Origin of the sequence: Streptomyces cyaneofuscatus, from assembly GCF_033109485.1 — a bacterium.
Lineage (GTDB): Bacteria > Actinomycetota > Actinomycetes > Streptomycetales > Streptomycetaceae > Streptomyces > Streptomyces cyaneofuscatus.
Window position 1 is genome coordinate 1,302,462 of sequence record NZ_CP137002.1, and the last position, 21,544, is coordinate 1,324,005.

The 21,544-nt window shown below is 72.6% G+C and carries 22 protein-coding genes; 9 read left to right on the forward strand and 13 right to left on the reverse strand.

The window, feature by feature from the left end; translation table 11 throughout:
• Positions 1–140: 140 nt before the first annotated feature.
• A complete protein-coding gene (locus R2B67_RS05410) occupies positions 141–1,883 on the reverse strand; it encodes a pyruvate dehydrogenase (RefSeq protein WP_317816686.1) in 1,743 nt (580 codons plus the stop codon).
• A 118-nt stretch (positions 1,884–2,001) separates the two neighbouring features.
• The gene (locus R2B67_RS05415; protein WP_317816687.1) at positions 2,002–3,519 is read right to left on the reverse strand and encodes a protein phosphatase 2C domain-containing protein; all 1,518 of its coding nucleotides are present in this window, start codon (positions 3,517–3,519) and stop codon (positions 2,002–2,004) included.
• Positions 3,520–3,839: 320 nt separating this feature from the next.
• On the opposite strand from R2B67_RS05415, the gene R2B67_RS05420 reads away from it, so the two are divergent.
• Positions 3,840–4,868, forward strand: a complete 1,029-nt coding sequence (locus R2B67_RS05420) for a helix-turn-helix domain-containing protein (protein WP_317816688.1) — start codon at positions 3,840–3,842, stop codon at positions 4,866–4,868.
• A 36-nt stretch (positions 4,869–4,904) separates the two neighbouring features.
• The gene (locus tag R2B67_RS05425) at positions 4,905–5,387 is read left to right on the forward strand and encodes a DUF456 domain-containing protein (protein ID WP_317816689.1); all 483 of its coding nucleotides are present in this window, start codon (positions 4,905–4,907) and stop codon (positions 5,385–5,387) included.
• Here the strand turns inward: R2B67_RS05425 and R2B67_RS05430 are convergent.
• Positions 5,312–6,742, reverse strand: coding sequence for a DNA-3-methyladenine glycosylase 2 family protein (locus R2B67_RS05430; protein ID WP_317824783.1), 1,431 nt, complete (start codon positions 6,740–6,742; stop codon positions 5,312–5,314). The genes R2B67_RS05425 and R2B67_RS05430 overlap by 76 nt on opposite strands.
• 74 nt (positions 6,743–6,816) lie before the next feature.
• Positions 6,817–7,974 carry a ribosome small subunit-dependent GTPase A gene (rsgA, locus tag R2B67_RS05435; RefSeq protein ID WP_317816690.1) on the reverse strand — a complete coding sequence of 386 codons (1,158 nt, stop codon included), beginning with the start codon at positions 7,972–7,974 and terminating at the stop codon, positions 6,817–6,819.
• A gap of 340 nt (positions 7,975–8,314) precedes the next feature.
• Between rsgA and R2B67_RS05440 the strand changes: the two genes are divergently transcribed.
• Entirely contained in the window at positions 8,315–8,815 is a 501-nt protein-coding gene (locus tag R2B67_RS05440; protein ID WP_018514631.1) for a DUF5949 family protein, read from the forward strand.
• A gap of 122 nt (positions 8,816–8,937) precedes the next feature.
• Here R2B67_RS05440 and R2B67_RS05445 read toward each other — a convergent pair whose 3' ends face one another.
• The 6 genes from R2B67_RS05445 to R2B67_RS05470 all read right to left on the reverse strand — a co-directional run bounded on the left by R2B67_RS05445 (position 8,938) and on the right by R2B67_RS05470 (position 11,800).
• Entirely contained in the window at positions 8,938–9,345 is a 408-nt protein-coding gene (locus R2B67_RS05445) for a rodlin (RefSeq protein ID WP_018514630.1), read from the reverse strand.
• 134 nt (positions 9,346–9,479) lie between these two features.
• Positions 9,480–9,686: a hypothetical protein gene (locus R2B67_RS05450; protein WP_317816691.1), complete on the reverse strand. Its 207-nt coding sequence runs from the start codon at positions 9,684–9,686 to the stop codon at positions 9,480–9,482.
• 188 nt (positions 9,687–9,874) lie between these two features.
• Positions 9,875–10,285 carry a rodlin gene (locus tag R2B67_RS05455; RefSeq protein ID WP_018514628.1) on the reverse strand — a complete coding sequence of 137 codons (411 nt, stop codon included), beginning with the start codon at positions 10,283–10,285 and terminating at the stop codon, positions 9,875–9,877.
• Positions 10,286–10,353: 68 nt separating this feature from the next.
• Entirely contained in the window at positions 10,354–10,644 is a 291-nt protein-coding gene (locus R2B67_RS05460) for a hypothetical protein (protein ID WP_018514627.1), read from the reverse strand.
• 219 nt (positions 10,645–10,863) lie between these two features.
• Positions 10,864–11,097, reverse strand: coding sequence for a chaplin (locus R2B67_RS05465; protein ID WP_018514626.1), 234 nt, complete (start codon positions 11,095–11,097; stop codon positions 10,864–10,866).
• A 301-nt stretch (positions 11,098–11,398) separates the two neighbouring features.
• Positions 11,399–11,800, reverse strand: a complete 402-nt coding sequence (locus tag R2B67_RS05470; RefSeq protein WP_018514625.1) for a rodlin — start codon at positions 11,798–11,800, stop codon at positions 11,399–11,401.
• Between the two features lie 581 nt (positions 11,801–12,381).
• On the opposite strand from R2B67_RS05470, the gene R2B67_RS05475 reads away from it, so the two are divergent.
• Positions 12,382–13,311, forward strand: a complete 930-nt coding sequence (locus R2B67_RS05475) for a chaplin (protein WP_109980138.1) — start codon at positions 12,382–12,384, stop codon at positions 13,309–13,311.
• A 124-nt stretch (positions 13,312–13,435) separates the two neighbouring features.
• Entirely contained in the window at positions 13,436–14,650 is a 1,215-nt protein-coding gene (locus R2B67_RS05480; RefSeq protein WP_317816692.1) for an FAD-dependent monooxygenase, read from the forward strand.
• Here R2B67_RS05480 and R2B67_RS05485 read toward each other — a convergent pair.
• Positions 14,640–15,860, reverse strand: a complete 1,221-nt coding sequence (locus R2B67_RS05485) for an acetyl-CoA C-acetyltransferase (RefSeq protein WP_317816693.1) — start codon at positions 15,858–15,860, stop codon at positions 14,640–14,642. The two genes, R2B67_RS05480 and R2B67_RS05485, sit on opposite strands and share 11 nt — an antisense overlap.
• A 130-nt stretch (positions 15,861–15,990) precedes the next feature.
• Positions 15,991–16,881, reverse strand: a complete 891-nt coding sequence (locus R2B67_RS05490) for a LysR family transcriptional regulator (RefSeq protein WP_317816694.1) — start codon at positions 16,879–16,881, stop codon at positions 15,991–15,993.
• Positions 16,882–17,003: 122 nt separating this feature from the next.
• On the opposite strand from R2B67_RS05490, the gene R2B67_RS05495 reads away from it, so the two are divergent.
• The 4 genes from R2B67_RS05495 (at position 17,004) to R2B67_RS05510 (ending at position 20,825) form a co-directional block, all read left to right on the forward strand.
• Positions 17,004–17,948: a CoA transferase subunit A gene (locus R2B67_RS05495; RefSeq protein ID WP_317816695.1), complete on the forward strand. Its 945-nt coding sequence runs from the start codon at positions 17,004–17,006 to the stop codon at positions 17,946–17,948.
• Positions 17,945–18,730, forward strand: coding sequence for a CoA-transferase subunit beta (locus tag R2B67_RS05500; protein WP_317816696.1), 786 nt, complete (start codon positions 17,945–17,947; stop codon positions 18,728–18,730). The genes R2B67_RS05495 and R2B67_RS05500 overlap by 4 nt, the downstream gene beginning before the upstream one ends.
• 63 nt (positions 18,731–18,793) lie before the next feature.
• The gene (locus R2B67_RS05505) at positions 18,794–20,341 is read left to right on the forward strand and encodes a 3-hydroxyacyl-CoA dehydrogenase (protein WP_317816697.1); all 1,548 of its coding nucleotides are present in this window, start codon (positions 18,794–18,796) and stop codon (positions 20,339–20,341) included.
• 67 nt (positions 20,342–20,408) lie between these two features.
• Positions 20,409–20,825, forward strand: coding sequence for a VOC family protein (locus tag R2B67_RS05510; protein WP_317816698.1), 417 nt, complete (start codon positions 20,409–20,411; stop codon positions 20,823–20,825).
• On the opposite strand, the gene R2B67_RS05515 is transcribed toward R2B67_RS05510, so the two are convergent.
• Complete coding sequence (locus R2B67_RS05515; protein ID WP_317816699.1) at positions 20,741–21,523, reverse strand: DUF6597 domain-containing transcriptional factor; 783 nt, start codon at positions 21,521–21,523, stop codon at positions 20,741–20,743. The genes R2B67_RS05510 and R2B67_RS05515 overlap by 85 nt on opposite strands.
• Between the last annotated feature and the right edge of the window lie 21 nt (positions 21,524–21,544).

Consider the following 21,544-nt stretch of genomic DNA (forward strand, 5'->3'; position numbering starts at 1 on the left):
CGCACACGGTCACGCTTGCCGGGTCCGGCGGGAAGGGCACAGGCAGAGGCAGCGGGGGGCGCACGAGGATACGTCGTCCCGTGCACGCCGTCAGGGGCGCTCCGGGCAGCGCCGGGGGCGCACCAGGAGCGGGGAGGGCGTCAAGGGCGGGGCACGTTACGGAGGTTGGAGCGGGCCATCTGGAGCATCCGGCCCACGCCGCCGTCCAGGACGACCTTGCTCGCCGAGAGCGCGAAGCCGGTGACCATGTCGGCCTTGATCTTCGGCGGGATGGAGAGCGCGTTGGGGTCGGTCACCACATCGACGAGCGCGGGACCCTTGTGCTTGAAGGCGTCCTTCAGCGCGCTCTGCAGCTGCTTGGGCTTCTCGACCCGCACCCCGTACGCCCCGCAGGCGCGGGCCACGGCCGCGAAGTCGGGGTTCTTGTTGGTGGTGCCGTAGGCGGGCAGCCCGCCGACCATCATCTCCAACTCCACCATGCCGAGCGAGGAGTTGTTGAAGAGGACCACCTTCACCGGCAGGTCGTACTGGACGAGGGTGAGGAAGTCGCCCATCAGCATGGAGAATCCGCCGTCGCCCGACATCGCCACGACCTGCCGCTCGCGGTCGACGAACTGCGCTCCGATCGCCTGCGGCAACGCGTTGGCCATCGAGCCGTGACTGAACGAACCGATCACCCGCCGCTTGCCGTTGGGCGTCAGATAGCGGGCGGCCCACACGTTGTTCATTCCGGTGTCGACGGTGAACACGGCATCCTCGTCCGCCATGTCATCGAGGACGGAGGCGACGTACTCGGGATGGATCGGGGTGTGCTTCTCCACCTTGCGGGTGTACGCCTTGACGACACCCTCCAGCGCGTCGGCGTGCTTCTTCAACATCCGGTCGAGGAACTTGCGGTCGTTCTTGGGCTTCACCCGGGGTGTCAGACAGCGCAGCGTCTCCCGCACATCGCCCCACACCGCGAGGTCCAGCTTGGAGCGTCGGCCGAGGTGTTCGGGCCGCACATCGACCTGGACGATCTTCACGTCATCCGGGAGGAACGCGTTGTACGGGAAATCCGTGCCGAGCAGGATCAGCAGGTCGCACTCGTGGGTCGCCTCGTAGGCGGCGCCGTAGCCGAGCAGCCCGCTCATGCCGACGTCGTACGGGTTGTCGTACTGGATCCACTCCTTGCCCCGCAGCGCGTGCCCGACCGGGGACTTCACCTTCTCGGCGAACTCCATCACCTCGGCGTGCGCGCCCGCGGTGCCGCTGCCGCAGAACAGCGTCACCCGCTTGGCCTCGTCCACCATCCGGCAGAGCTTGTCGATCTCGTCGTCGCCGGGCCGTACGGTCGGCCGTGAGGTGACGAGGGCGTGCTCGGCGGTCTTCTCGGGCGCGGTCTTGGAGGCGATGTCTCCCGGCATCGTCACGACGCTGACGCCGCCCTGGCCGATGGCGTGCTGGATCGCCGTCTGGAGGAGACGCGGCATCTGCTCCGGGTTGGAGATCATCTCGTTGTAGTGGCTGCACTCCTGGAAGAGCAGCTCGGGATGGGTCTCCTGGAAGTAGCCGAGCCCGATCTCGCTGGAGGGGATGTGCGAGGCGAGGGCGAGGACCGGGGCCATCGAGCGGTGCGCGTCGTACAGGCCGTTGATGAGGTGCAGGTTGCCCGGCCCGCAGGAGCCGGCGCAGGCCGCCAGGTTCCCGGTGACCTGGGCCTCGGCACCGGCCGCGAAGGCGGCGGTCTCCTCGTGCCGGACATGGATCCAGTCGATGGCCGAGTTACGCCGAATGGCGTCCACCACGGGGTTCAGGCTGTCGCCGACGACGCCGTACAGGCGCTTGACGCCCGCCCTGGCGAGGATGTCGACGAACTGCTCCGCCACGTTCTGCTTGGCCATGGGTGCGCGCCCTTCCCTTGCCCCGTGCTCCGTGCACTGTCGGTTGTCCGGACTCCGGAGGCCGAAACGTCGGCCGGACGTGCGGCCTCCGGAATCCATCAACCCATGGCGTGGGCGGTTACGCCTCCCAGACGGCCGCGCACGTGCGGTCGTCGGCGTACCCCTTGATGCGGAGCTGGGTGTCGGCGAGGAAGGCGGGCAGCCCGGGCGGCCCCGGCGGCCCCCAGCGCTCGGCAAGCTCGTCGGGAAGCTCCGGTTCGTCGCGCATCGGCTCGGCGAACCCGTTGCTGCACAGCAGCAGGGTGTCGCCCGGGCGGGCCACGGAGGCCCGGAACCGGAAGAGTTCGGCGGGCGGCGGGGCGGGGCCGTCGCTGTACGGGGACGGGGGCGTGGTGATCTGGAGGTCCATGGTCAGCCGGTCGCCGTCCGGCCCCGCCTCGCTCACCCCGGACGCGGCCTCCTCCGGAATCACGGGCTCCAGGTCCTGCCAGAGCCCCTCCCGGAGCCGGAACAGGCCGCCGCTGCCGACGCCGAAGAAGACCCGGGTACGGCAGTCGGGGTCGGCGGAGAGCAGCAGGCACCGCAGGCTGGTGGTGTACTCCCCCGGTTCCACGCCGAGTTCGGCGGCCCGGGCCCGGAGCTTGCCGTACGTCCGGTCGGTGAGCCGGTGCAGCCCGGACTTCAGGTCGGCCCGGCGGCCCGCCCTTATGTCCTCGGAGAGCCGGGCGTGGCTGCGGGCCACCGCGCCGCCGATCCACCGGCAGGCGTCGGCCGCCGCGAGATGCGCCCCCTCGCCGCCCCGTACGCCCCCGGCCACGGCGACGAGCACAAGCGCGCTCTCGGCGGCCCCGAACCGGGCGGTGAGCAGCGCGTCGCGCCGGGGCTCGCCGCGGAACCGGGCGGAGTCGCCCCGCACGGAGGCGGCCCGCAGGGTGTACGTCCCGTACCGGGCGCCGTCCAGCACGGTGTCGGGGACCAGGGCGTCCAGGTTCTCCGAGGTGGCGGCGGGCAGGGCGGCGGGCTCGGCGTCATAGGTGGGCGGCCGGTCCCCCAGATGGTCGATGAGGGGCCGGGCCCCGCCGCCGCCATCGGCCGGTGCGTCGCTCGCGGCCCAGTCCGGGGGGAGTTCGTGCAGGGCGACGGGGTCGGGCGCGGTGGCGGGTCCGGCGGCGGGCGGGGTGAGCGGCGCGGGCGGCGGCTCGGGCTGGGGCGGCTTCGGCACGGCGAAGGTGCGGGGGCCGGGCGGACCGGCGGGGGCTTCCCAGGGAGCGGGAAAGACGGTGTTACGGGGACCGGGGACGGCCGCCTGAGTGACGACCGGCTCCGGCTCCCGCTCCGGCTCCGGCTCCCGCTCCGGCTCCAACTTTCGCTCCGGCTCTTCGGACGGTGGCGCCTGCTCGCGGTAGGGGTCCCAGGCTGTGCGGGGATCCGGTCTCACCTCCGGCAACGGCAACGGCTCCGGCTCCCGCTCCGACTCCGGCTCCACCGCCTCACTCACCGTGTCCGACACGGAGTCGAAGCGGTCGTCGAGGCTGTCGGGCGCACTGCTCGGACCGGTGTCCGGCGCGGTCTCGTCGTACAGCTTCCGCCACCAGTCGTCCTCATGGGCGGCGGGCTTCTCCCCCTGCTGACTCATGCCCTTATTGTCCACCGCGAAGGCCGCCCGAAAACGGGACATCAGGAAAAAGTGGCTCGCACATGAGGTCCGCCGGGCGGCCCCACCCCCCACGGGAAGGACGCCCGGCGGACCGGTCGGTGTGATCATCGGATGTGCAGGTCGCCGGTAACTTCGCTGGTACTTCGCCGGTACTGGAGTGGCGCAAGACTGGCAGAGGGACCAGGGGTACAGGGGATGATGTGCGCGGCGGGTTTACGCCGTGGCCCTTTTCCGCCACGACGAACCGGCCGGAACGGGCGCTGCGACGCGCGATCACCACACCGGGGAGGGTCGGGGAGATGCTGGGGGCACTAGGTCTCGACGAGAGGCAGGAAGCCGCGTACCGGGCGCTGGTGGCGGCGGGAGCGGCGGAACTCTCCGATCTCGCGCACCGGCTGTCCCTCGCGGAGGCGGACGCCGAGCGGGTGCTGCGGCGGCTGGAGCAGCAGGGTCTGGCCGCGCAGTCCTCGGCCCGCCCGGGCCGCTGGGTGGCGGCCCCGCCGGGCGTGGCGCTGGGGGCCCTGCTGATCCAGCAGCGCCACGAGCTGGAGCAGGCGGAGCTGGCGTCCGCGCTGCTGGCCGCGGAGTACCGGGCGGAGGCGAGCGAGCCCGAGGTGCACGATCTGGTGGAGGTGGTGACCGGCTCGGCGGCGGTCGCCCAGCGCTTCCACCAGTTGCAGCTGGGCGCGGCGACCGAGGTGTGCGCCCTGGTCACCGGCAAGCCGATCGCGGTGACCGGCATGGAGAACGAGTCCGAGGAGCGGGCCGCCTCGCGCGGGGTGGTCTACCGGGTGGTCGTCGAGCGCGAGGTGCTGTCGCTGCCCTCGGGGATCCTGGAGCTGTCGGCCGCGCTGAGCCGGGACGAGCAGTGCCGGGTGGTCGACCGGGTGCCGACGAAGCTGGTGATCGCCGACGGGACCACGGCGATGGTGCCGCTGACCGGGCGGGGCGCCGAGCCAGCCGCACTGGTCGTGCACGCCAGCGGGCTGCTGGAGTCGCTCATGGGCCTGTTCGAGGCGGTGTGGCGGGAGGCCATGCCGCTGCGGCTGGGTGAGGGCGACATCGGTGTACGTGAGGACGGCGTCGGACCCGACCCGACCGATCTGGAGATCCTGTCGCTGCTGCTGGCCGGGCTGACCGACGCCAGCGTGGCCAAGCAGCTGGAGCTGGGGCTGCGGACCGTGCAGCGCCGGGTCAAGGGGCTGATGGAGCTGACCGGGGTCTCCACCCGGCTCCAGCTGGGCTGGCACGCGTACGAGCGGGGCTGGGTCGCCCGTTCCGCTCCGCCCGGGCCGCCCTCGTCGGCGCAGGTCGCGGGCGTGCGCTGACGCGCGGAGCCGTGCGCTCTCCGGCAGGCTGGGCGAATGGGTGTGTGGCAGCTCGTCGGCGTGGGCCTGGTCATGCTGCTGGGCCTGGTCGGGGTCCTGGTACCGGGCGTGCCGGGCCAGGCGATCGTCTGGGCGGCGGTGCTGTGGTGGGCGCTGACGGACATGACCCCGACGGCCTGGGGCGTCCTGATCGGCGCAACGGCCCTCATGCTGTTGAACCAGGCGCTGAAGCCGCTGCTGCCGCCGCGCCGCCCGGGTGAGTCGGGCGCGCCCCGCCGGACGCTGATGATCGGCGGGGTCGCCGGGATCGTGGGCTTCTTCGTGGTGCCCGTGGTCGGCGGCATCGCCGGGTTCGTGGGGGCGATCTACGGGGCGGAGCGGCTGCGGCTGGGCAGCCGTGGCGCGGGCTGGACGTCGGTGCGCTCGGTGATGCGGGCGACGGGCTACGCGGTGCTGGTGGAGCTCTTCGCGTGCCTGCTGGTGGCGGGCGCCTGGCTGGGCGCGCTGATCTGGGGCTGACGGGCGGCCGTCTCCAGATGGCGTACGGCGTACGAACGCCACGGCCGCCACCGCTCGGCCCCCGCTGTCCCGTACGGGTCGACATCCGGATCCCCGAGCGCCCGCATCCGGATCAGCGCGGCGGTCCGCCGGTCCACCCCGGGCAGCGTGCCGAGCGCCCGCTCCGCCTCCTCCCGGTCGGCCCCCGCGTCCAGCCGCAGCTCCCCGTCGGCGAGCGCGGCGGCCAGGGTCCGCAGGGCGGGATCGGTGACGGCCGCGGCCAGCACGCCCGGCTCCGGGAACACATGGGTGAGCGCGCCGCACGGCACGTCCAGCACCTTCCCGTACCGCTCGACCAGCTCGGCCGCCCGCTCCCGCCCCACCAGCGCCCGTACGGCCTCCTCCTCCGGGTCCGCCGCGCCCGGCGAACGCAGCCCGGGGCGGGCGGCGACCAGCGGGGCGAGCCGAGGGTCGGTGGCCAGGGCCTCGTCGACGGCGTACGGATCGGCGTCCAGGTCGAACAGGCGCCGCAACCGCTGTACGGCGGTGGTCAGGTCGCGCAGGTCGGTGAGGTGGATCCGGGCCTCCAGCCACGGTCCGGGCGATCCCTCGTCGAGGGCGGCGATCCCCGTCCCGTACGGCAGCCGCAGCGTACGCCGGTAGGTGCGGCGCCCCGGCTCCCCGGCCATCTCCTCGACCCGGTCCACGGCCCCCTCCCCCAGCAGGTCGAAGACGGCACCGGCGGCGTACGGGCCCCGATGAGCGAGCCGCAGCGGGATCCCGGCCCGCAGCCCGGTGGCCCGGCCCCCGCCGAGCCCGGTCCCGGCCTCCGCGCGCAGGGCGCTGGGGGTGCGGGCGTAGATCCGGCGGATGGTGTCGTTGAACTGCCGCACGCTGGCGAACCCGGCCGCGAAGGCGATCTCGGTGACCGGCAGGCCGGTGGTCTGGAGGAGCACCCGGGCGGTGTGGGAGCGCTGGGCGCGGGCGAGCGCGACGGGCCCGGCGCCCAGCTCGGCGTTGAGCTGGCGCTGGACCTGCCGGGCGCTGTAGCCGAGCCGCCCGGCGAGGCCGGGGACGCCTTCGCGGTCCACCACCCCGTCGCCGATCATCCGCATGGCGCGGCCGACGACATCGGCGCGGACGTTCCACTCGGCCGAGCCGGGCACGGCGTCGGGGCGGCACCGCCGGCAGGCCCGGAAGCCACCCGCCTGGGCGGCCGCCGCCGTCGGGTAGAAGCGCACGTTGGCGCGTTTGGGGGTGACGGCGGGGCAGCTCGGCCGGCAGTAGATGCCGGTGGTCACGACGGCGAAGAAGAACGCGCCGTCGAACCGTGCGTCGCGGCTGCTCACCGCCTCGTACCTGGTCCGTTCGTCCATCACACCGTCCAGTGTGCGGCAGCCGCCGCTGCCGCACTCGCGGTTTTCGGACGTCGAACCTACGGCCCGGCAGGCTACCGGACCCGGCCCCCGCGCTTGGCCAGCCCGGCCGCGCGCCCCTCGGCGCCCTTGCGCTTCCAGTCCTTGCGGATCTCCGAGCGGACCCGGGCGTCGGTCTTGGCGACGATCCGCTGGTTCTCCCGCAGCAGCTTGCGGTAGCTCTCCAGCCGCCGGTCGGGCAGGGTGCCGTCCTCCAGCGCGCCGAGGACCGCGCACCCGGGCTCGCTCACGTGGCCGCAGTCGTGGAACCGGCAGCGGGCCGCCAGCTCCTCGATCTCGGCGAAGAGCTCGCCGACCCCGGTCCCGGCGTCGAAGAGGCCGACCCCGCGCAGCCCGGGGGTGTCGATGAGGACGCCCCCCTGCGGCAGGACGAGGAGGTTGCGGGTGGTCGTGGTGTGCCGGCCCTTGCCGTCGACGTCCCGGGCCGCCCGCACCTCCATCTCGTCCCGGCCGAGCAGGGTGTTGGCCAGGGTGGACTTGCCGGCGCCGGAGATGCCGAGGAGCACGCTCGTACCGCCGGAGACGACGGCGCCGAGCACGTCGAGCCCCTCACCGGTGGTGGAGCTGACGGGGTACACCTGGACGCCGGGCGCGATGGCCTCGATGTCCTGGACGAGGTGGGACAGGGTGACCGCGTCGGGCACCAGGTCGGCCTTGGTGAGCAGCACGATCGGCTCCGGCCGGTGCTCCCCGGGGCCGTATCCGCCGCCCAGCAGTGCGGCGCCCTCGGAGCTGGACAGGGCGAGCGCGAGGAAGCGCTCGATCCGCCCGAGGTCCAGCTCGACGGCGAGCGAGACGCAGATGACGATGTGGTCGATGTTGGTGGCGAGCACCTGGCCCTCGGACCGTTCCGAGGAGGTCGAGCGGACGAAGGCGGTCCGGCGCGGCAGCAGCTTACGGACGAACCGCGGATCGCCGTCCGCGTCGAGCGCCACCCAGTCACCGGTGCAGACGATCCGCATCGGGTCGCGCGGCACCACGAACGCGGTGTCGGCCCGGACCGGGCCGTCGGGGGTGATCACGTCGCACTGACCGCGGTCCACCCGCACGACACGCCCCGGGACGAGACCCTGCTCGGCACAGGGGGAGAAGGCGGCCGCCCAGTCGTGGTCCCAGCCGTAAGGAGCCAGCGGGTGCGAGGAGGACGGAACCGGAAGAAACGAGAAAGACAAGGGAAACCCTTCACAGGGTGGCCCCGGCACCGCGCTCTCGGCGCGGGAGATGTGTGAAGTGGGTCAGCCGGTGGCCACGGGGGTGAGAACGATGCTCTTCTGGTTGTGGGCAGTGCCCACCACAACGACAGTCATCAATGTCCTCACCTCCTGATTCCTCGGGTCCCGATTACCTGGGTTCTTACGCGGCAGAGCTTAGCCCCGCCGCTCCCGGCGGCGTCAACGGATTTTCCGGCGCCCGCACCGAAGTCGCCCGGCGATCTGCCTGATACCCGCGATCTCCCACGATCGGGTGATACGCATGCATACCGACCGGTCCGTGGCCGTTAGGGTGCCGGTCATGACGACACCTCAGACCTCCTCCGGCACGTTCACACCGGCCCAGTTGGGCACCCAGATCCTGATCGGCTGGAGCAGCCGGCAGCCCGACGCCGACCAGGACACCGCCTACCTCCTCGCCTACTCGCTGGGCGACGGGCAGGACGGACCGGAGGCCGGCAGCAACGCGCTGCGCATCGCACTGGGGCGGGCGGGCCTCCAGGTCGGCGGCCCGATCCAGGACGCGGCCGAGGCCCCGGGCATCCAGGCGAAGCTCCTCGTCCAGGCGGGCCAGGCCGTGCTGACGATGCCTCACCTCAAGGCGCAGTACCCGGCCCCCGCGGAGTGGCTCGCGGCCGCGCTGGGCCAGGGCCAGGTGTACGGCATGTTCGCCACGACCCCGTGGCCACAGGCCGTTCCGGGGCAGCCGGTCAGCGAGGACCAGCTGCGGGCCTTCGCGGCCAACGAGGAGGTCGTCCGCTCCGCCGCCCACTGCCTGCTCCCGGTCCGCTCCCTCGGCTGATCCTCCGGCCGGCCCTCCCCCGTGTCCCGGTGCCGCGCCGGGCGGTGCCGTGACAACGAGGGCGGGCGGCCCCGGGAGTGACCCCCGGACCGCCCGCGCTCGGAACGTCAGGCTGCGTCGCGTCAGTTGTTGCCGACGCCGTTGCCCGAGAGGACCGGGATGTCGTCCAGGATGTGCGACAGCGGCTCGTCGCCCTTCGCCTGGGTGGAGTTGTCGGTGCACTGCTGGTTCTGCGGGTTGGACAGGACGTTGATGTCCTGGACCGTGATCGGCACGAGGCCGATGAGCGAACCGACGTTGACCTTGGCGGGCAGGCCGACGCAGAGCTTGTTCAGGGTGCCCTGGACGAGCTGGTTCTGCGGGCTCCAGTCGCCCTCGGTCTCGGCGTTGCCGATCTCCGACTCGGCACCGTTGCCGTTGACGGTGGTGGTGCCACCGTCGTTGCCGATCGCCATGGCCGTGGGAGCCGCGACTGCGGACAGGCCGAGCAGGGACACGGCCACTGCGGCGCCGGCCATCATCTTCTTCATCAACTTCACCTTTCGGAGCGTCCCGTTGTGGAACGTACTGATCAACTGCCGGGGGTCCCGATCGGTTGCGCAGTACCACTCAAATGGGTTCGATCCGGCGCAAGGTCGACGCCACTGCCCAGTCCCCCCAAGCCTCAGCCGCCGGAGGCGTCGTCCGGGGTGCGGGCCGCCGGTACGAATCCGCCACTGCGGCGGGGGCCGGGCTCCTGACGGGGTCCGGCCGGCGGGTGGTCATGCCCGGCCGCCCGCCACTCGGCGACTAGCCGGTCGTAGATCGGGGTGGAGCCCGGGGCGGGCCACGGCTCTGCGCTCTGCGAGGTCTGACTGTCGTACGGATCCATGCAGAGGCCCTACCCGGCCCGGCCCGGATCGTCAGCCGGGGCTACGGCATCCGGCCCAACCGGGTGCCCCGTCCGGAGGCGCCGGCACACGACGAAGGGCCGGTCCGTCCGGTCCGGCGAAGAACGGTCGCCGTACGGATGGACCGGCCCCACGCGGGTCACGCGGTGCGGGCCGGAGCTACCCGGTCTCAGTTGTTGCCGGCACCGTTGCCCGAGAGGATCGGGATGTCGTTCAGCAGGTGCGACAGGGCCTCGTCACCCTTGGCCTGGGTGGAGTTCTCGGTGCACTGCTGGTTCTGCGGCGAGGACAGGACGTTGATGTCCTGGACCGAGATCGGCACCAGGCCGATGAGCGAACCGAGGTTGGCCTTGGCCGGCAGGGCGATGCAGGGCTTGTTGAGCGAACCCTGGATCAGCGCGAACTGCGGGCTCCAGTCACCGTGGGTCTCGGAGTTGCCGTAGGCCTGCGAGGCACCGTTGCCGTTGACCGTGGTGGTGCCGCCGTCGTTGGCGATCGCCATGGCGGACGGGGCGGCCGCAGCGGAGACACCGACGACCGAGACGGCAACCGCCGCCGAAGCCATGATCTTCTTGAACATGAAAGAGCCCTTCTGAGGAGTGATACGGGTCGAGGAAGGAACCAGGGGGGACGGTCGTGCCACAGCGGTCAGCCGCCGAGGGGAACTCCACCGAGCAGCGGAGCGGCGCCCTCGGCCACACCCGTCGCCTGGCCCGCCAGCTTGCCGACCGTGCCGTCCTCGGAGACCGTCTCGGCGGTCTCGGCGACCGCGCCGACGACCGGGTCGACGACCTGCGGGGCACTGGCCATCACCTGGTTGAGGCCGCTGTCGAGGCTGAAGCTGGGGGCCGTGGGGGTAGTAACGGCGAAGGCGGGAGCGGCCGTTCCCAGGGCAGCCACGGAACCGACAACGAGTGCGGCGGTCTTCGCGTACTTCACTTTTCTGGTTCCCTTCTGCGCGGCGTCTGCTTCGGTCACGTCTCCGTGCCGCACACAAGCTTTCTTTACCTGTGACTTCTGCCGCTTTCCCCCGGGATAACGATCAGGCCGCGTACGGGAAACTGCGCCCGTGCGACTTTCTTCGACGCAAAAGGCCCCGGGCGGCCGATGCCGTCCGGGGCCTGGCCGGTCCGGGCATCGAAAGCCCGGACCGGTTGTTCACGCGTTGATGCAGGTGTTGCCGAAGGCCGGGTTCAGCAGGCCGATCACGTTGACGGTGTTACCGCAGACGTTGACCGGGATGTGCACCGGGACCTGCACGATGTTGCCGGACAGCACGCCCGGGGAGCCCGCGGCGATGGCCTCGGCACCCGAGTCGGCCATGGCCGGCGCAGCGGCACCCATCGCCATGAGCGTTCCGGCGGCGACTGCGGCAACCTTGGTGTACTTCACTTTTTGTCCCTTTCCTCGGCGGAGTCCGGTGCGGTCACGACTGTCGTGCCCGCCCGAGCAGATCCTGATCGCTCGGGACTCCGGCGCTGTCCTACGTAACGATGAACATCCGGGTTCGAAACTGTTCCACGGGCAGATTTCCAGATATCCGCCCGAATGCCGCAACGGCCATGGAGGCGTACGGCAGGGAATGCGGCGAAAAAGGCTGAAGAAACGATGCCGCATTCCCGGGAGAGCGACGGGCCCGGGCCGCTCGGTGGAGGAACGCCGATGGCCCGGGCCCGAGTAGAGCGGCTGCTGATCAGCCGTTGCCGGTGCCGTTGCCGGAGAGGATCGGGATGTCCTCCAGGATGTGCGACAGGGCCTCGTCACCCTTGGCCTGGGTGGAGTTCTCGGTGCACTGCTGGTTCTGCGGCGAGGACAGGACGTTGATGTCCTGGACCGTGATCGGCACCAGGCCGATGAGCGAACCGAGGTTGGCCTTGGCCGGCAGGGCGATGCAGGGCTTGTTGAGCGAGCCCTGGATCAGCGCGAACTGCGGGCTCCAGTCACCGTGGGTCTCCGAGTTGCCGTACGACTGCGAAGCGCCGTTGCCGTTGACCGTCGTGGTACCGCCATCGTTGGCGATCGCCATGGCCTGCGTCGAGCCGAGCCCGAGGATGGAGGCAGCGACAGCGCCCGTAGCCAGAACCTTCTTGATCACGATTAACCCTTCTCGTACCGGTCGCCCCGTGGCGGAGCGCTCTGATCAACTCGGTGCCGGGTGTTTGGTTCCGTGCATTCACCCGAATGCCGGGCACGGGGGCGCACTGCGCGGGAGTGCGACCGGCCCACGCTCGCGCGCGCCTCTAACACTGCCTCTGTTCGCACGACCATGTGTTCGTGAAGAAATTGCGTCCGCGGCACCGCGCGCGTTCGCCCGAACGGGTCGACCTGCGCCCGCCACCCGCTCACCCCGCACCCATCGCCGCACCACCCCGGGCGAGGTCAACACCGCTCACCGAACGGAAAGTTGGGGCTGAATCGTTTCCCTTCAACAGCGGCGGGGCCAGGGGACGGTTCATCCAATCCATCCGTTCGGGTGATTACACAATTTCCACGGCGACCCAAGTTTCCCGCCCGGCCTTCGATCGTTAGGGCAATCGTCCAGCGCGCGTGTATCGACTTTCTCCATGGCTTCCCGCGGGGATCCGGGGGTCCGTCACGACAGCGGCACCACCCGACGGCTCCGCGCGCGAAGCACCCACGCGAATGTTTCGCGAATGTCCTAAGGAAGGGCAAGTAATGCGACAGGCCTTGAATAAGAGCATGATCGTCATGGCGGCCGCGTCGGGCCTCCTGGCCGCGGCCGGCGGCGCGGCGCACGCCGACTCCTCGGCCGAGGGCGCTGCCGTCGGTTCGCCGGGGGTCGGTTCGGGCAATGCCGTGCAGGCGCCGGTGCACATCCCGGTCAACGCGTGCGGCAACACCGTCAATGTGATCGCCCTGTTGAACCCCGCGTTCGGCAACTCCTGCGCGAACGTGAGCTCCAGCGGCCACGACGACGGTTACGGGAACGGTCAGGGCGGTAACCGCACGGGCGGTGCCAGTGCCGAGGGCGCGGCGGTCGGCTCCCCCGGGGTGCTCTCGGGCAACCTCGTGCAGGCCCCGGTCCACGTGCCGCTGAACGTGTGCGGCAACACCGTGAACGTGGTCGGCGCGCTCAACCCGGTCTTCGGCAACAAGTGCGCGAACGTGAGCGGCCCGAAGGACGAGTACCCGCCCACCGAGCCGCCGGGCGAGGAGCCGCCCACCGAGGAGCCCCCGACCGAGGAGCCCCCCACGGAGGAGCCGCCCACCGAGGAGCCGCCCACGGAGGAGCCCCCGACCGAGGAGCCGCCCACCGAGGAGCCTCCGGTCGACGAGCCCCCGACCGAGGAGCCGCCGGTGGACGAGCCGCCCACGGAGGAGCCCCCGGTCGACGAGCCGCCGACCCAGGAGCCGCCCGTCGACGAGCCGCCGGTCGACGAGCCCCCGGCCGAGCAGCCGCCCACCGACACCCCCGGATCGAACAACCCCGGTCCGAACACTCCGGGTACGCACACCCCCGGCTCCGAGACCCCGGGCCTGGCCGACACCGGTGCGGCCGGTCTCGGCCTGGCGGCCGGCGCGAGCGCCGCGCTGCTGCTGGGCGGGTCGGTGCTGATGCGCCGCACCCGTAACGCGCGGGACTGATACCCACCCGCCGCGGAGACGAGGTCCGGCCGGACAGCGGGGACTGTCCGGCCGGACCTTTCGCGCGCCCGGAACCGGGGTGCGAGATGTCAAGGGACGCAGGGCAGGGGAAAGGGGTCGGAGCATGGCAGCAGCAACAGCGTTACGTATCGGGGTGGTCGGCGGCAGCATCGCCGGATGCGCGGCCGGCGTCGCGGGCTCCCGGGCCGGGGCGGACGTCACCGTGTACGAGCGGAGCGGCGCCGAGCTCCAGGACCGGGGCTTCGGCATCGTGATCCCGCCACCGCTCCACCGGGAACTGGTCGCATCCGGCTATCTGGACGCGCGGATGGAGACGGCTCCGGTGGCGACGCGGGTCTGGCTGACCCGGGAGCCGGGCGGACGTTCGACGCGGGAGCTGGCCCGCCAGTCCTCCCCCGTGACGCCGTGCAACTGGGGTCTGCTGTGGCGGTCGTTGCGCGCGAGCGCGAGTGCGGGTGCGGTGCGGTATCTGCGGGGAGAGCCCGTGACCTCGGTCGGCGAGGGCCCCGACGGGCGGGCGGTGGTCACCACCGCTCGGGGTTCGGAGCCGTACGACATCGTGGTGGGGGCCGACGGACACGCCTCGCGCACCCGGCAGTTGCTCGCTCCGGGGCTGACTCCGGAGCCGGCCGGCTATCTGGTCTGGCGCGGCGCGATTCCGCTGAGCGCGCTGGCGGACCACCCCCGCGAGCTGGAGCTGCTGCGCGGTGCGTGGGTGACGATCGGGTTCCCGGGCGGGCACGGGATCTTCTATCTGATCCCCGGCGGCTCACGGCACCCCGGAGCGGGCGGCCGGCTGCTCGCGTACGCCATCTACGGCCGTCCGCCCGCCTCCCCGGAGGCGGATGCCGATCCGGGGCCGTACGTACGCGAGTTGGCCAAGGAGCACTTCCCGGCGGCGTGGGCGGAGATCGTCGGCCACGGAACGCACCGGACGACGGCCCGCCATCCGGTCACCGATGTCCAGGTCCCCCGGGCCGCCCGGGCTCCGCTGCTGCTCGCCGGGGACGCGGCAGGGGTGAGCCGGCCGCATACGGCCAGCGGTGCGGTCAAGGCGTTGCAGGACGCGCTCTGCCTGGAGCGGGTGCTCCGGGATGAGCCGACGGTCGGCGCTGCGCTGGAGCGGTACGCGGACGAACGTACGGCGGCTGGAGCCCACCTGGTGGAGCTGGGGCGTCGCATGGGCCGGGCGCAGGTGGAGGAGACCCCCGACTGGGCGGCCATGGGGCAGGAGGAGGTGGACGTCTGGTTCCGCGGGGTGCTGGCGGGGACGCGGCACTACCTGTACGAGCAGCCGGGGGCCGGTGTCACGGCGTGACGCGTTCGAAGACGGCGGCGAGGGCCTGGCCGCCGCCGATGCACATCGTCTCCAGTCCGTAGCGGCCCTCGCGGCGGTGGAGTTCGCGGGTGAGGGTGGCGAGGATGCGGGCTCCGGTGGCGCCGACCGGGTGGCCGAGCGAGATGCCCGAGCCGTTGACGTTGATCCGCTGCTCGTGGTCGGTGGCGCCGAGGCCCAGCTCCCTGGTACAGGCGAGGACCTGGGCGGCGAACGCCTCGTTCAGCTCGATCAGGTCGAGGTCGGCGAGGGTGAGGCCGGCGCGCTCCAGTGCCGTACGGGTGGCGGCGACGGGGGCGATGCCCATCGTCGCGGCGGGGACGCCCGCGCGGGCGCAGGCGACCAGGCGGACGAGCGGGGTGAGGCCGAGGCGCTCCGCCGTCTCGGCGCTGGTGACCAGGCAGGCGGCGGCCGCGTCGTTCTGGCCGCTGGCGTTGCCCGCCGTGACGGTGGCCTCCGGGTCGGACTTCACCATCACCGGTCGGAGCGCGGCGAGTTGTTCGGCGGTGGTGTCGGGGCGGGGGTGCTCGTCTGCGGTGACGGTGGTCTCGCCCTTGCGGGTGGTGACGGTGACGGGGACGGTCTCCGCCGCGTACCGGCCCTCGGCGGTGGCGGTGGCCGCCCGCTGCTGGGAGCGCAGTGCCAGGGCGTCCTGGTCGGCGCGGCTGATCCCGTACTCCCGGCGCAGGTTCTCCGCCGTCTCGATCATGCCGCCGGGGACCGGGTGGTGGATGCCTCCGGCGGTGACCCGGCCCCGGGCGAGGGAGTCGTGGAGCTGGAGGCCGGGGCCCTTGATGCCCCAGCGTCCGTCGTGGGTGTAGTAGGGCGCGGCGCTCATGACGTCGACCCCGCCGGCGATGACGACCTCGCTGAACCCGGCCTGGATCTGCATGGCCGCGTCCAGGACCGCCTGGAGCCCGGAGCCGCAGCGGCGGTCGATCTGGGTGCCGGTGACGGTGGGGGGCAGCCCGGCGTCCAGGGCGGCGACCCGGCCGATGGCGGGGGCCTCGCTGGACGGGTAGGCGTGGCCGAGGATCACCTCGTCGACCCGGTCGGGGTCGATGCCCGTGCGGGCGACGACCTCGGCGACGACGTGCGCGGCGAGCGAGGCCGGTGTCTGCTGCGCGAACGCTCCGCCGAAGCGGCCGATGGGGGTGCGCAGCGGTTCGCAGATGACGACTTCGAGCGGCACGGCGGGGCCTTTCCGGGGGCGGTGGTGGCGGTACGCGCGGGTGCGTGCGGGCGGTGTAGTGACCTTCGCATCGCGGCACTGAGTCGGTCCAATATCAATGTGCGGTGGATTGAGAGACCGTACGTCTCAATCAGGGTGTCGGCAGGGCGTCCTCCGCCACGGCGAGCACCGCGCGCAGGGCGGCGGAGGGGTTGTCGGCGCGCCAGGCGAGAGCGGCGCGGAGGCGGATGGGAGGGCCGGCGAGCGGGCGGTAGACCAGGCCGTTCTGCTGGATGTGCTGGACGGAGGTGACCGTGAGGGTGACGCCGACGCCGGCGGCGACCAGGGCGAGGATCGTGTACGAGTCGGGGGCCTCCTGGACGACGCGCGGGGTGAACCCGGCGCTCTCGCAGGCCTCGGTCATGGCGTCGCGGACGGTGGAGCCGGAGTTGGCGGGGAAGGAGACGAACGGTTCGCCGGCGAGGACGTGGAGCGGGACGGCCTCCCGCCGGGCGAGCGGGTGGTCGGAGGGCAGGGCGCAGACCAGCTCCTCCTCGTCGATCACCCGGTGGGCGACGCCGGGCCGGGTCACCGGCAGCCGGACGAAGCCGAGGTCGAGCGAGCCGTCCGCGACCCGGGCCAGGGCGGTGTTGGCGTACGTCTGGCCGGTCATGACGAGTTCGAGCCCGGGGTGGGCGGCGCGGACGGCGCGGGTGAGCTGGGGCAGCGTCTCGTGGCTGGAGGCCCCGGCGAAGCCGATGGTGACCCGGCCGTACTCGCCGATTCCCGCCGATCTCGCGGCCCGTACGGCGGTGTCCAGGTCGTCGAGGACGGTCCGTACGGGTTCGAGGAAGGACTCCCCCGCGCTGGTGAGCCGGACCGAGCGGGTGTTGCGGTGGAAGAGCTGGACGCCGAGCTCCCGCTCCAGCTGGCGGATCTGCTGGCTCAGCGGCGGCTGGGCCATCTGGAGCCGCTTGGCGGCCCGGCCGAAGTGCAGTTCCTCGGCCACGGCGAGGAAGGCGTTCAGGTGGCGCAGTTCCATACGGCCACCCCCTCCTGTCATTGATACTCCTGGCGTCTTGATACGACCTTAATTCGGTATTGGACAGCCATCAATGGGCGCTGACACCGTGGGGCCGTCGGAGAGGCACGGTGAGGAGACGCGTGGACCGGACAGCGGCCGGCAAGGTCATGTCGATGCGGGAGGCCGTGGCCGCCTTCGTCCACGACGGGGACACCGTGAGCCTCGAAGGGTTCACCCATCTCATCCCGACCGCCGCCGGGCACGAGATCATCCGGCAGGGCCGCCGCGATCTCACGGTCGTGCGGATGACGGCGGACATCGTGGTGGACCAGATGCTGGCCGCCGGGTGCGTGACGCGGCTGGTCTCCTCCTTCGTGGGGAACTCCTCCGCCGGTTCGCTCGGTGAGCTGCGGCGCCGTATCGAGCACGCCGATCCCGAGCCGCTGGCGTACGAGGAGTACAGCCACTACGGGATGGTCTGCCGCTACCTGGCCGGTGCACAGCGGCTGCCGTTCTACCCGCTGCGATCGTACGCGGGCAGCGATCTGCCGTCGGTCAATCCGGGGATACGTAAAGTCACTTCGCCTTACCCGGCCGCCGACGGGACCGCCGAGCAGATCTATGTCGTGCCGCCCGTCAACCCGGATGTGACGTTCATCCACGCCCAGCGCGCCGACCGCCGGGGCAACACCCAGATCTGGGGGCTCACCGGCATCCAGGCCGAGGCGGTGTACGCGGCGGAGAAGGCGGTTGTGGTGGTGGAGGAGCTGGTGGCGGACGAGGTGGTCCGCGCGGATCCGAACCGCACCCTCGTCCCCGCGCACGCGGTCGACGCGGTGGTCGTCTGCCCGCGCGGGGCGCATCCGTCGTTCGCGCAGGGGTACTACGACCGGGACAACGCCTTCTACCGGGCCTGGTCCGCGATCAGCAAGGACCCGGTGCGGCTGGCGGACTGGCTGGAGGAGTGGGTGTACGGGACCGCCGACCACGCGGCGTACGTGGCGAAGCTCGGCGAGGAGTTCTGGGCGGGGCTCGCGGTGGGCGAGGCGCTGAGCGGGCAGGTCGACTACGGGAGGCGGCTGTGAGCAAGGAGCGCACGCAGGGTGCGGGGGCCGTCACCTCCTCCGAGCTGCTCTCCGTCGTCGCCGCGCGGGAACTGGCGGGCCGCCGGACCGTGTTCGCGGGGATCGGGCTGCCGACGCTCGCCGCCGAGCTGGCGCATCTGACCGTCGCGCCGGAGATCGAGGTGGTGTACGAGTCCGGGGTCTGCGGGGCCCATCCGTCCCGTCTGCCGGAGACCATCGCGGACGCCGTGCTGATCACGGGCGCCGAGGCGGTGCTGTCGATGCCCGCGCTGTTCGGCGCGGTGCTCCAGGGCGGCCACATCGACGTCGGCTTCCTGGGGGCCGCGCAGATCGACCGGTGGGGCAACCTCAACACCTCCGTGATCGGGGAGTGGGAGCGCCCGTCGGTACGGCTGCCGGGCTCCGGGGGCGCGGTCGAGGTGATGGCCAACGCCCGGGAGGTCTTCGTCGTGATGCGCCGCCACACTCCTCGCTCCTTCGCCGAAGAGCTCGACTTCTGTACGACGCCCGGTCCCGACCGGGCGCTCGCCGACGGCATCCGCCCGCTCGGTACCGGCGTCACCCGGGTCATCACCGAGCTGGGCATCCTCGCCCGGGACGGCGTCGGCGACGAGCTGCGGCTGGTCGCCGTGCACCCCGGGGTCACCGTCGAGCAGGTGCGGGCCGCGACCGGCTGGGAGCTGAAGGTGGCCGACACGGTGACGACGGTGGAGCCGCCCACCGGTGCTGAGCTGCGACTCCTGCGCGACGATGTCGACCCCGGCCGTGTCTACCTCCGCTGACCTCTGCTGACCTCCGCTGACACCCTCTTCAAGACCGTCTCCGCCGAAAGGGCCCCAACTGCCATGCGTATCAGGATCGTCGGAGCCGGGGCCATGGGCCGCGGCATCGCCCAGTGGGCGGCGAGCGCGGGACACACCGTGGAGCTGGGCGACGTACGGGCCGAAGCGGTGACGGACGCCGTGGAGTTCGTCGTCTCGATGCTGGACCGGGCGGTGGCCAAGGGCCGGATGTCCGCCGCCGGCCGGGACGCGACCGTGGCGCGGCTGGTGCCGCTGAGCGACCCGTGGGCGGCCGGGCCGGACGTGGAGCTGGTCATCGAGGCCGTACGGGAGGACCTGGAGACCAAGGCCGAGGTGTTCGGGAAGCTGGAGCGGGCGCTGCCGTCCTCCGCCGTCTTCGCGACCAACACCTCGTCCCTGTCGGTGACCCGGATCGCGGCGACCCTCCAGGACCCGTCGCGCCTGGCCGGGCTGCACTTCTTCAACCCGGTGCCGCTGATGCGGATCGTGGAGGTGGTGCCGGGGGCGGCGACCCGCCCGGAGATCCCGGCGCTGCTGACCGAGCTGGTGGAGGGGTGCGGGCACCGGGCGGTGACCGTGGCCGACTCCCCCGGCTTTCTCGTCAACCACGCGGGGCGCGGGCTGGTGACGGAGGCGCTGGCGATGCTGGAGGAGTCGGTGGCGGGGCCCGCGGACATCGACCGGATCGCGCGGGACGTGCTGGGGCTGCGGATGGGCCCGTTCGAGCTGATGGACCTGACCGGGCTGGATGTCACGGCCGCGGTGATCGACTCGATCTGGCAGGGCTTCCGGTACGAGGACCGGCTCCGGCCTTCGTACCTCACACCGAACCGGGTGGTGGCGGGGCTGCACGGCCGCAAGACCGGGCAGGGCTGGTACGCGTACGGGGACGGCGCCGAGGGACCGGCTCCGGAACCGGCGGTGAACGGGGACGGGGACCGGCCGGTGTTCCTGGCCGTGAGCGGGTGCGGGGAGACCGCGTCGTACGTGGAGGCCCTGGCCGGTGCGCTGGAGGCGGCCGGGGTCCGGGTCGAGCGGGGCGAGGGGCCCTCGGCCGAGGCGCTGGTGCTGGTGCCGGTCTGGGGGACGACGGTGTCCGGGGCGATCCGGGCGGGCGGGCTGCCGGCGGAGCGGACGGTGGGCGTGGAGGTGCTGCCCGCGGCCGGGCGGCGGCGGGTCCTGGCGGTGACGGCCGCCACCGGTCCTGCGGCGGCCCGGGACGCGCGGGCGGTGCTGGCGCGGGCGGCGGGCGGTGAGCCGCACGCCGTGACGGTGGTGCGGGACACGGCGGGCTCCGTCGCGCAGCGGCTGCTGTCGTCGATCGTCGCGGTGGGTGCCTCGATCGCGGAGCGGTCGCTCGCCACCCCGGCCGACATCGACCTGGCGGTGACGACCGGGCTCGGCTATCCGGCCGGGCCGCTGGCCTGGGGCGAGCGGATCGGGGCTCCCCGGCTGCTGGAGCTCCAGCGGGCGCTGCACGCGACGACGGGCGATCCGCGCCACCGGCCGACGCGGTGGGTGACCGAGCGGGCGGATCTGGGGCTGGCGCTGACGGATGCGGGGACGTCGGTGGGTGACTGCTGGGGGTGACCCCTGGCGGACGCGTGCGTCCGATTCGTACAAGACCGTGGGGAGGCCCGGTGGCTACGGTCGTTCCATGACTCCACGACTCGACGCGATCAGCATCATCACGGCCGACCTGGCGGCCTCGCTCGCCTTCTACCGCAGGCTCGGCCTCGACATCCCGGCCGGGGCGGAGTCCGCCCCGCATGTGGAGGTGGTCCTGCCGGGCGGGCAGCGGCTGCTGTGGGACACCGAGGACGTCATCCTCTCGTTCGACCCGAGCTGGGAGCGCCCGGCGGGCGGGGAGCGGCTGGGGCTGGCGTTCGTCTGCGACAGCCCGGCGGAGGTGGACGCGCTGTACGCGGAGCTCACCGGTGTTGGGTACGCGGGGCATCTGAAGCCGTGGGACGCGGTGTGGGGGCAGCGTTACGCGGTGGTGCTGGATCCGGACGGCTGCGGGGTCTCGCTGTTCGCCGCCGCCTCCGAGTCGCCTGCCTCCGGCGCGAAGTAGGCCCCGAGGGTCGTTCCGGCCAGGTCGCGCATCTCCCGGGCGAGGTGGGCCTGGTCGGTACAGCCTGCCGTGCAGGCCGCTTCGGCGTACGGGAGGCCGGTGCGGATGAGCTCCAGGGCGCGCTGGAGGCGGAGGATGCGGGCGAGCATCTTGGGGCCGTAGCCGAAGGCGGCCAGGGAGCGGCGGTGGAGCTGGCGGGCGCCGAGCCCGGCCTCCGCCGCCGTCGCCGCGACCGTACCGCCTCGGCGCAGGCCTTCGGCGACGGCGACCGTACGCGGGTCCGGGGGCCCGGTGTCGGCGATGCGGTCCAGGGCGAACCGTTCCAGGGCCGCCGCGGGGTCGGGGGCCCGGTCGATCCGGTCGGTGAGCCGGCGTACGGCTGCCGAGGGCCAGAGGTCGGTGAGGTCGGCCCGGTGGTCGCGCAGCTCGTGCGCCGGTACGCCGAGGAGTACGGGGGCGGTGCCGGGGGCGAGGCGGATCGCGGCGCAGGAGGCCCGGTTCTGGGGTTCCACCTGGAAGGCGTGGGTGTCCGGCCCGGCGACGACGATCCGGCCGCCGGTCCAGATCAGGTCCATGCACCCGTCGGGCAGGACGGAGCGGGGCTTGTGCGGCGGGTGGTCGGGGGCGTCCCAGGTCCAGACGACGGCACCGGGCAGGCGGGAGGGCCGTTCCCGGTAGCGCTGCTGTTCCTGGGGCATGTCTCCACGCTAGCGCGGAGG